This is a genomic window from Methanobrevibacter sp. (assembly GCF_017409525.1).
GTDB lineage: Archaea > Methanobacteriota > Methanobacteria > Methanobacteriales > Methanobacteriaceae > Methanocatella.
The window spans coordinates 98,068-108,085 of the sequence record NZ_JAFQSO010000009.1; the positions used below are offsets into that span (position 1 = coordinate 98,068).

Annotated in this window: 11 protein-coding genes and 1 rRNA gene; 7 read left to right on the forward strand and 5 right to left on the reverse strand. The window is 34.6% G+C overall.

The window, feature by feature from the left end:
* Nucleotides 1-2: 2 nt before the first annotated feature.
* Nucleotides 3-359, reverse strand: coding sequence for a hypothetical protein (locus IJE64_RS04760; protein ID WP_292782759.1), 357 nt, complete (start codon nt 357-359; stop codon nt 3-5).
* A 132-nt stretch (nt 360-491) separates the two neighbouring features.
* Between IJE64_RS04760 and IJE64_RS04765 the strand changes: the two genes are divergently transcribed.
* The 6 genes from IJE64_RS04765 to IJE64_RS04790 are packed head-to-tail and all read left to right on the forward strand — an operon-like array spanning nt 492 to nt 5,245.
* Entirely contained in the window at nt 492-1,346 is an 855-nt protein-coding gene (locus IJE64_RS04765; RefSeq protein WP_292782763.1) for a MoxR family ATPase, read from the forward strand.
* 1 nt (nt 1,347) lies between these two features.
* A complete protein-coding gene (locus IJE64_RS04770) occupies nt 1,348-2,502 on the forward strand; it encodes a VWA domain-containing protein (protein WP_292782767.1) in 1,155 nt (384 codons plus the stop codon).
* 9 nt (nt 2,503-2,511) lie between these two features.
* Nucleotides 2,512-3,429: a TIGR00269 family protein gene (locus tag IJE64_RS04775; RefSeq protein ID WP_292782770.1), complete on the forward strand. Its 918-nt coding sequence runs from the start codon at nt 2,512-2,514 to the stop codon at nt 3,427-3,429.
* Between the two features lie 4 nt (nt 3,430-3,433).
* Complete coding sequence (locus IJE64_RS04780) at nt 3,434-3,637, forward strand: MoaD/ThiS family protein (protein ID WP_342764993.1); 204 nt, start codon at nt 3,434-3,436, stop codon at nt 3,635-3,637.
* The gene (locus tag IJE64_RS04785; RefSeq protein ID WP_292782776.1) at nt 3,638-4,498 is read left to right on the forward strand and encodes a DUF89 domain-containing protein; all 861 of its coding nucleotides are present in this window, start codon (nt 3,638-3,640) and stop codon (nt 4,496-4,498) included.
* 12 nt (nt 4,499-4,510) lie between these two features.
* Nucleotides 4,511-5,245 (forward strand): NAD(P)-binding domain-containing protein, encoded by a 735-nt coding sequence (locus tag IJE64_RS04790; RefSeq protein ID WP_292782780.1) that lies wholly within the window; start codon nt 4,511-4,513, stop codon nt 5,243-5,245.
* On the opposite strand, the gene IJE64_RS04795 is transcribed toward IJE64_RS04790, so the two are convergent.
* The 4 genes from IJE64_RS04795 to mer all read right to left on the reverse strand — a co-directional run bounded on the left by IJE64_RS04795 (nt 5,235) and on the right by mer (nt 9,231).
* Nucleotides 5,235-6,512: an adenylyltransferase/cytidyltransferase family protein gene (locus IJE64_RS04795; RefSeq protein WP_342764994.1), complete on the reverse strand. Its 1,278-nt coding sequence runs from the start codon at nt 6,510-6,512 to the stop codon at nt 5,235-5,237. The two genes, IJE64_RS04790 and IJE64_RS04795, sit on opposite strands and share 11 nt — an antisense overlap.
* 22 nt (nt 6,513-6,534) lie before the next feature.
* Nucleotides 6,535-7,017 (reverse strand): DUF308 domain-containing protein, encoded by a 483-nt coding sequence (locus IJE64_RS04800; RefSeq protein ID WP_292782786.1) that lies wholly within the window; start codon nt 7,015-7,017, stop codon nt 6,535-6,537.
* A gap of 37 nt (nt 7,018-7,054) precedes the next feature.
* The gene (locus IJE64_RS04805; RefSeq protein WP_292782789.1) at nt 7,055-8,137 is read right to left on the reverse strand and encodes an archaeosine biosynthesis radical SAM protein RaSEA; all 1,083 of its coding nucleotides are present in this window, start codon (nt 8,135-8,137) and stop codon (nt 7,055-7,057) included.
* A gap of 137 nt (nt 8,138-8,274) precedes the next feature.
* On the reverse strand, nt 8,275-9,231 hold the full coding sequence (gene mer, locus IJE64_RS04810; RefSeq protein WP_292782792.1) for a 5,10-methylenetetrahydromethanopterin reductase: 957 nt from the start codon (nt 9,229-9,231) through the stop codon (nt 8,275-8,277).
* A 647-nt stretch (nt 9,232-9,878) separates the two neighbouring features.
* On the opposite strand from mer, the gene IJE64_RS04815 reads away from it, so the two are divergent.
* Nucleotides 9,879-10,018 (forward strand): 16S ribosomal RNA (locus IJE64_RS04815); the annotation flags it as partial.

A 10,018-nucleotide genomic window follows, 5' to 3' on the forward strand; every position in this document is an offset into this window, starting at 1 on the left:
TTTTAATCAAAATCGGCTGAATTAGGTGTGTCTTCGGATTGTCCTGCGTTAGGTTGGTTTCCTCCGCTGGATTGTCCTCCTCCTGAAGAACTTGAGGAACCTTGTCCACCGCTTCCACTGCCAGTGTTACTGCTACCACTTCCAGTTGAACCTGATGAACTGGATCCAGAATCACTATTTGGACTTGTTGATGCCGTATCATTATTTAAGTCAGTATCATCTGTGGTTGTTGTATTGTTCACGACTGTGGTATTGTCATTTGCCAATTTAAATCCAGTTCCAGTAATTATTAGACAGACAAGTGCTGCTAATACAATAAGAATTAATAATACTAGGATAATTGCATTATCTTTTTCCATATTACTTAACCTCCTTGAATAATTAATAATAATATATTAATTGTATAACAATATATACTTAATTAGATAAAATTTATATAAATTTATAATCAATCATATTTTAATAATCAAATTTTTATGGAAGGTTGTATTTTGCAAACAGAAAATATTACTATTAAAGATATTGATAAGTTACTTTTAAATGCAGAATATGTTTCAAATAATGAAATATCCACCACTGTATATTTATCTTTGCTTCTTGGAAGGCCAATGCTTATAGAAGGTCCTCCTGGCGTTGGAAAAACAGAACTTGCAAAAGTGATTGCCGAATCGTTTGAAAGGGATTTCTTTAGGATTCAATGTTATGAGGGAATTACATTCGAACAAATCGTTGGAGAATGGAATTATCAAAAGCAATTGCTGCATCTTGAAGCTGCCAGAAATGACCTAAACACTGAAGAAAAAATATTTGATGAGCAATACTTTATTCAAAGACCTTTGCTTAAAGCGTTTTTAAATGAGAATGATTCCGTATTGTTGATAGATGAGATTGATAAGGCGGATGAGGAAGTGGAAAGTTTTTTACTTCAGGCATTGGGAGAAAAAGAAATCACCATTAATGATTTGGGGACTTTCTATCTTCAAAATGATTTAATTGTTATTTTGACTTCAAATTCACAAAGGTCACTTCTTGATGAAACCAAAGACAGATGTTTGTTTTTATATATTCCTTACCCAAGTGTTGAAAGGGAAATCGAAATTGTCAAATCAAAAATCCCTGAAGCCGATGATGAGATCGTGTCCAAAGTTGTTAAATTGGTTCACAACATACGTAATCTTAACTTAATGAAAAAGCCTTCTGTAAGAGGTACTGTTGACTGGGTCAAATCAGTTTCTAATTTGGGAACTAAAAACATCGATGAATCTTTAGAAAGCAGCATTGGTGTTGCTATCAAAACTGAAAGCGATAAAAAAAGAGTTATTAAAGATATTTTGAATAAACGATAAGATGATTAAAAAGATCGCAAATTTGTCAGCTCAGCTTAGAGAAAAAGGTTTGCCCGTAAGTGTAAGAAGCACGCAAGCGGCTGTTAAAATTTATATGGATTTGGGCGAAGATGATAGGCAACTTTTAAAAACGGCTTTAATGGCAGTTTATGTTAAGGATAGGTATGATATTCCCAAATTCCTCAAGGTTTTCGAAGAAGTTTTTAAAACGGAAGTCGAAAAGGAAGTTGCTAAAGAGCTTGAAAAAGGAACTGCCTATAGAGGTAAGGGACCTAAATCTAATAAATACATCATTAAAAAACAGAATAATGCCTTCCAAAAAGTAAATAAGGAAAAGATCAACAATGAAAAGTTGAAAATGCTTTCTGGCCAACCTCTTCTGGAAGAAGTTAAACAGCTTGAACGTGACGGGGAATTGATGAATAAAGATTTGACCAAATTAAACAGGTTCGACCCTAGAATGCTTGAAATCTGCCAAAGATTAGGTAAAAAGATTGCAAACAAACGTTCAAGAAGAAAAGTCAAATCCACTTCCCATAAGATTGACATGAGAAGAACAATCAGAACAAATCTGAAATATGGCGGGGTGCCGGTTGATTTAGTAAAAGCAAAACCAAGGCCTCACAAAAATGAGCATTTGTTCTTAAATGATATTAGCGGATCATGCGAGTGGATTAGCAGCTGGTTTTTCATGTTAATGTTTTCAGCACAAACTGCATTTAAACGATCCAGAATGTTTGAATTTGACAATAAAGTAATTGAAACAACCAAAGCTTTAAAGGAAGAATATCTCATAGATTCTTTTGTAAAAGTTAAAGATATGAGAGTCAAAAACATGATGGTTCATGGTACATCAGACATGTATTCCGCATTCGGAAAGTTCCAGGAAATGGCAAATATAAATAACAAATCATACATAATTATTTTATCCGATTGCAGGGATTGGGCTGGTCCGAAAGTTCATGGAGTTCCTGCAAGTGTAGGTTTGGTTGAGGAAATGGTGAGGGATTCAAAAAAGCTCATCATTTTAAATCCTGAAGATAGAAATAAGTGGGACGTGGTGGACAGTTGTGTGTCTTTATATGAAGAGGCGGGCGCAAAGGTATTTGAAGTTAATACATTAAACCAGTTGGCACAATTTGTAGAACAGATATAAGGTAATAATATGCAATGCAGTAAATGTGGTAATCCTAAGGTAATTATCAAAAAAGAGCAATCCGGTCAGATATTATGCAAGGATTGTTTCATTGAATCAATAGAAAAAAAGGTTATCAAAACCATAAAAAAAGAAAAATTACTTGATAAGGGAGACAAGGTCCTAGTTGCACTTTCCGGAGGCAAGGACAGTGTTACTACTTTAGAGATATTGGACAGTTTTCGCCAGATGAATATCATAGACATATGTGCCGTAACGGTTGATGAGGGTATAGATAACTACCGCCAGGACGGTGTTGACATTGCCATACGTCATGCTGAAAGATTAGGGATTGAACATAAGGTTGTTTCACTTAAAGAAGAGTATGGCATTACTTTAGATGAGATAATGCAAAGGGAAAATCATAAGGGGTCCTGCACTTACTGTGGCGTATTCAGAAGAACAATTATAAACAAGGTGGCTCGCGAAATGGGTGCCACTAAGATTGCAACAGGACATAATCTGGATGATGAGGTTCAAGCTATAATGATGAATTATTTGGAGGGCAACACCGATAACCTGACAAAGCTAGGTGCAAAAACCGTATCGAATGCAAAAGAATTCACAGTTAAAATTAAACCGTTAAGGGAAATTCCTGAACGGGAAATAGGATTGTATGTTGTTGCAAAGGAATTGGAAGTTCATTTCGACAGTTGCCCTTATGCAATGCAATCATTTAGGGGTGAAGTTTCAGAGGTAATTAATCAACTTTCAGAAAAGCATCCTACAATAAAATATTCGACACTTAGAGGATATGATAAGATAAAGAATGTTTTGAAAGATGAGCTTAAAAAAGATTATTCCCATGGGCGATGTGCTAGATGCGGAGAACCTTCAGCAAATGAATTATGCAAGGCATGTTCATTTTTAGAAGAATTAGGAGTGTGATATGGTGTCATTTATTTTGAAATATAAAAATTTAAACGAAGAAAGAGAAATTCCAAATGAAAATTATTCCATTAAGGACCTGCTTGATGAATTAGAATTATCAGCTCAAACTATCGTTTCTAAACAAAATGGGGAGCTTGTAATTGAAGACACGATTATAGAGGATGGCGATGAGATACAATTAGTCCAAATTATTTATGGTGGTTAAGTGAAGATAAGTTATGAATGCGGGCCTTGCTTTTTAAGACAAGCTAGAGAAGCTTTGGATTTGTCAACTGATGATGAAAATCTTAAAATGGAAATTATGGGGGAGATTTTCGAATATCTCAGCCAAAATTTCAAATCCGGCACAAATTCAAATAGCACAGGATCCACCATGCACGCTTTAATCAAACAGAGAACCGGTTGTGCAGATCCATATCACAAGGAAAAAATTGAAAGCAATAATTTGGCTTTAAAATATCTTCCGGATGTGAAAAAAATATTAGAAGAGGATGATAGCTTAGAAAATCATGTTAAGATTGCCATTATTGGAAATATCCTCGATTTTGGAGCATTCACATTAGATGATGATATTGAAAGCGTCATTAAAAATTCTTTAAAAAAGGATTTGACCATTAAGGACATTGTGGAGTTTGAAAATTCCCTAAAAGCTAATGATAAGGTTTTATATTTAGTGGACAATACTGGTGAAATAGTTTTTGATAAGTTATTGCTTTCAAAAATAAAGGAATATGGCTTGGACATCACCATTGCCGTTAAATCGGAACCTATATTGAATGATGCTTGCATGGCCGAAGCACTGGATGCGGGTCTTGATGAGTTTGGAAGCATTGTTGAGATAGGTGCCGGAACTGTAGGGTATGTCGACAGCAAAATCTCGGATGAATTTAGGGAAATCTTCAACAGTCACAAGTTTGTCATTTCAAAAGGCATGGGAAATTATGAAGGTTTAACGGAAATTGATTTGTCAACAAAAGAGATTTACTTTTTATTATGTGCAAAATGCAATACAATTTCAAGAGATATTGGCGTAAATTTACAGGACATGCTTTTATTTAAGAAATGATTTAGGGATATTATGATTATAGGTTTTATAGGTTTTGGAAAAGTCTCTAAAAATCTTTTTAAATTAGTCGATTCGGATGAGGTGCAATTCATCACATCCTTTGAGAATCGTTCCATTAAGACAGTTGAAAACATTAAGAAAGCAGGTATTGATGTTTTGGATTCATTTAAAGAAGTCGCTATTGAATCTGATATTCTAATTTCTGCAAATTCTCCTAATTCTGCTTTGGATGTTGCAAAATCATATGGAAAATATGCAAAAGGAATTTTCCTTGATTTAAATAACATCTCTCCTGACACCACTTTGGAGATCAACAGTCATGTTGAAAATCTGGTGGATGGGGCAATAATTGGCAAAATCGACTCTGAAAATCCGATTTTATATTTGGCTGGTGAAAAGGCGGATGAGCTATTGTTTTTAAACGATTTTATCAAAACAGAAAAGATAAGCGATAATGTTGGGGATGTGGCCATTTTGAAATTGCTTAGGAGCAGTTACACCAAAACGATATCTGCAGCTTTAATCGAATCATATCATATAGCAAAAAGCCATGATTTGGAAGATGAATTTTTTGATATCTTAAAATTGACTGAAGGTGATGATTTTAGAGAAAAGTCACTTTCAAGAATAAATAACACTTTATATAATTCTAAAAGAAAAAGTGAAGAATTATGCGAAATAATAGATTATTTTAAAGATGAAGATTTAACGATGGCAAAATCGGCATTAAAAAAAATCAGCCAATGATTACCTTAACCTTAAATCCTCTTTTAGCTTTTTTTATACTTCCGCTGACCGGAATGAAATGGGAATCCATAATGTATCTTAGATAAGTTACCTCTAGAGCAGGAAGCCTTAGATTTGTTTTGATTTTTTTGCCTTCGCTTTTGAATTGAACGGAAATTTTGCCGTTTTTGTCAACATACAAATCTGTTGGAATGCCTTCTTTTGTAATCTTTGTCTCGAACTTTGTTAAATTGAGTCCGGCTTCTATTTCAAGGGGTGCATTAACCTCAATGTTTTCTTTTCTAAATTTATCATTTGCTTCACGAGCACGGATGCCTTCATCTCCTTTGCTTGCAACGTACCATGCTCTGTCAATTACCTTTTGAACTTTCTGATTGTCTGGAATTACGCCTTGCGCTTCATAGCTTTTCATCAAATCCATTACTTCTTTTTTTGTAACTTCCATCTCGATTGCACTTATTGCAAGTCTTGTCATGACGGGACCATAATCTGACCTTCTAAATGCAGCCCATATTGATTCAGGGTCTCTATAAACTCTTCTTTTAATTATCTCATTAATCGTATTTCCGTTAAGATAGGCTATTTTTTCAAGATTTCCCCTGGAGTAGGTGTTCATTCGCTTATAGATGTCTTTCCAATTTCTCTTGCCGGGAACTCTTCCAGCATCAATTTCCGATTGCAGGATATCAACAGTAGTCTTTGGAAGCAATCTTTCAACGTCTTTTGTAATTGTCATGTCATTATCGATAATGGATTGCCTTATTAGGCGTCCTGAGTACTTCTCTTTGTTGAACTCTTTAGTAACATGATATTTCAGTTTGGATCCAAGAAACTCATTTATGGCGTACCATCTGATTTCGTTCCTGTTTTTGTATGTTTTTGGCATTCCTACAAAGTTCCCCTCATCGATAAACTTTTGCGCTTTTGATTTGATTTCTGAAAGGGGAATGCTTGCAGAGGTAATGTAGTCAGTCACTCCATCGTCAATCATCTGCTTCAGCCTGATTGGAACGCTATAGGACAGCACCAATCTGTGATGAAGGCCTTCAAAGGATTTTACTTCATCAGCTCCCAGAGCCAAAGCCATTTCACGACGGGCTTCGAAATCAACAAAAAAGGGAGCATGATTTGCACTGAAACCCTTATTGAGATAAACGACCACCTTCTTATTTTCCTCATCAGCCAATTTGCGGGCTTCACTGATTAATTTTTCATGACCTTTATGCACCGGGTCAAAATCTGCACTAATTCCAATCAACATTAACACCAAAAAAGAGAATTGGGATAGATTACCTATCCATTAATTTTAAAATACCGCTTATTACTAACCATATTCCGATTAATATGCCGAGAATAATCGGATTTGAAAGATAAGTTCCGATAATGATATATAATACGCCGAGTATGATTCCAACAATCCCAATATAGAAACCGTATCTTGATGCACGATTATTAATCAATGATGCGACAGCAACGATTATTAACATTATTCCTGCAATATATAATGTGATTTGAGTTAAAAATCCGAGCAGTGCAGGATTAAAGATTAAACCAATACTCAACATCAAAAGCAGGATTCCTAAAATTAAATCCAGTATCGCTCCACTTGTATTGTAGTCAATTATGCTTACTCCAACAACAAGCAGATAAATAGACATTAACAATACTGATAGGCCGATTAAGGAACTTGCCCCAATAAGCCCAAATAATGGGAATGTAATAATTATTAATCCAAGAAGTATAGCCAGTAAACTAACAAATTTAGTTTTCATATTTTCCTCCTATTATTAATTAATAGTTTTAATTATATTAATATAATGGGATATGCTTTATCTCAACAGTGGAACTGTTCATGTCCGAATTATTTTTTTCAGCTAACCACTCGTTTTTGCACTCGCATTCATACTCAATTGGCTTTTGTGTTAAGTTGTTAGCTATTATCATATGTTTTAAATCTTTATTGCATTTTTTACAATTATAGGGACCACGCCTTGAACCGAATCCTGATGTGTCGAGAAGTGCAGGCACATCTAATTCATCTCTAACTGTATTTATGATTTCAATGCATGACCAAATCCATGGCGGTTGATATGCTCCTTTTCTCCACAGTCTTTCGATAACAGTTCCTCCATGGATTGTTGCAGGACAAAATGAAAGCCTGTTTACTCCAATCGAATCACAGAATCTTGCGGTTTCTATTGATTCTGTGATTGCTTGAGCTTCAGACACTAGAATGGGCTTTACAAAGATATATGCCTTTGATTTCAAATTGTACTCTTTGGTTTCATTAAGGTTTTGCATCAATTTCACGGCATCTTCAAAATCTTGGCATGTGAAACCTTTATTGATCTTTTTAAGGCGGGTATAATCATTGGATGTTTCAAGTCCAATGCTAACTTCAAATAGAGTATCTCCGATTATTTCAAAGATTTCATCTAAAACATCCTCTTTGACATATTCCGGTCTTGACTCCACGATAATTTCTGTGACATTGCCCAAGTCGACTAGTGTTTTTAAAATTTCATCGCGAGCTTCTTTTGGAAGTTCATATGGATTCAGGAAACTTCCGGATGCAAATAGTTTTACAGAAATCTTATCCTCTTCAGCTGTTGGGTGTCTTTGGAGATGTTCATTAAATATTCTTAGTATGGTTTCTGTATCGATTGGTTCTAGAGTGCAGTCTGATACATAACTGCACATTGTACATCCGCCGCTATCTCCAAGTGCCCAAGCACAACCTGGGGTGGGCAATATTATAAATAATGTTTTTGAAACGCCATCGTAGGTTAAATCATCATTATACCAGCTGGCTCCAACTTGATCTGGAGTTTTCGGATCTTTTCGCTCAAAAGCCCTTTGTCTGATTTCTTTACATAAATTTTCAATTTCCATTATAATACCTGCAATAATATAATTATAATATTATATAGTTAGGATTTTTTGATAATTAAAAATTGTTGTTAAAAATAGTCTGGTAATAAGTTGTGTATAATGGTTTAAAAAAATAAAAAAAGAAAGAGTAAGCAAGTTTAGAAACTTGCAATTACGTCTCCTAATAATTTAATGGATTCTTCTACGTTTTTACCAACAGGGGAACCTGCTACGTATTGAGTTACGCCCATTTCAGCTAAGCCTTCAATTTTAGGGATGAACTCATCAGGTGTACCACATACGGAAAATGCGTCGAGAGCTTCGTCAGTTACAGCACCGATAGCTCCACCGAAGTCACCTTTAGCTAAGAATGCACCCATTTGTTCGTTGAATCCTTCAGGTAATCCGTGTCTTTCGATTACTGGAGGTGGGGATCCTGCTGCAATAAATGCAACTACGATTTTTGCTGCGTTTTTAGCTGCGTCAGAGTCAGGTCCGATTGAAGTTGCAGTGTATGCACCTACATCGAATTCTTTGGTTTGGTCACCAATTCCTTTTTTAATCATAGGCATTGCTGCTTCATAATCTTTAGGGTTTGAAGCGTTAATTAATACACCATCAGCGATTTCTCCAGCGGTTTCTAACATTTTAGGACCTTGTGCACCCATGTAAATAGGGATGTGGTCTTGTACTTTTTTAACTCCGCCTAAAGCTGCTCCGCCTTCGGTTTTTTCTCCAGCTAATAAAGTGTTAATGTCAGCGATTGCTGCTTTAATAGTTGTTACAGGTTTAGTCCATTCAATTCCTAAAGCATCGAAAGTTGCTTTGTCACCAGGACCAATACCGAAGGTAGCTCTTCCTTCTGAAATTTCGTCAATAGTTGCGATTGCGGAAGCAGAAATTGCAGGACTTCTTACGTATGGGTTGGTTACACCAGGACCCATTTTAATGGTTTCAGTGTTTGCTGCAAGTAATGCTAAGGTTTCATATACGTTTTTATTGTTGTAGTGGTCTGTGATCCATGCGTATTCAAAACCGACATCTTCTGCTAATTTTACTAATTTTACAATTTCATCTAATGGTATTTGAGGTACGAATTCTATACCGAACTTCATATTTTATCACCAATAATATTTTTAGTTAAGCAATATATAAAGTAATTATTATTTGAATTGGATAGAAAGTTTTAAATATAATTTATGTTGTTGGGGCATCGGCTATATAATAAAATCAATAGTATTATTTTATTTATTTTTTGTAATACTTAGTTTGTTTGTCTATTGCCAAATAAAATCCAAAAAAATATTCGTTGAATTAGGAATTTTAATTATTTTTATATCAATTAAAATCATTAAATTTATTTATTTTTATATTTTAATAATTATTTTTTATTTAAATTAATATTTAATATTATTTGCAATATTTTTTAATTGACTTTGTTAATAAAATTCATCTGTTTAATAGATGTGCTATGTGTTTTTATGGCGTTGGTTTAAGTCTTATTGTATTGACAATCATGACTATGATGACTGCTTTTCCGCATGTAGCTATATTTTATCATGTTTATTATATTAATTAAATTATTAATATCATGAATGTGCTTTTGTGAGTACTTGAGTTTTTCGAGTATGATGTAAGTTTTGTAGATGTGGTGAAATTTGATTATAGAAGCTTTTAAATCAAATTTTTATAGTGTATTACACTCGTCTATATTTTTTAGCGTACTTCATAATACTCTTTTATTATGTCTGTTATGTGTTCAATTCTGTTTGATCCTGGCAGATGTTACTGCTATTGGGATTCGATTAAGCCATGCAAGTCGAACGAGTTTAGGCTCGTGGCGTACGGCTCAGTAACACGTGGATAACCTACCCTTAGGACCGGGATAACCCTGGGAAACTG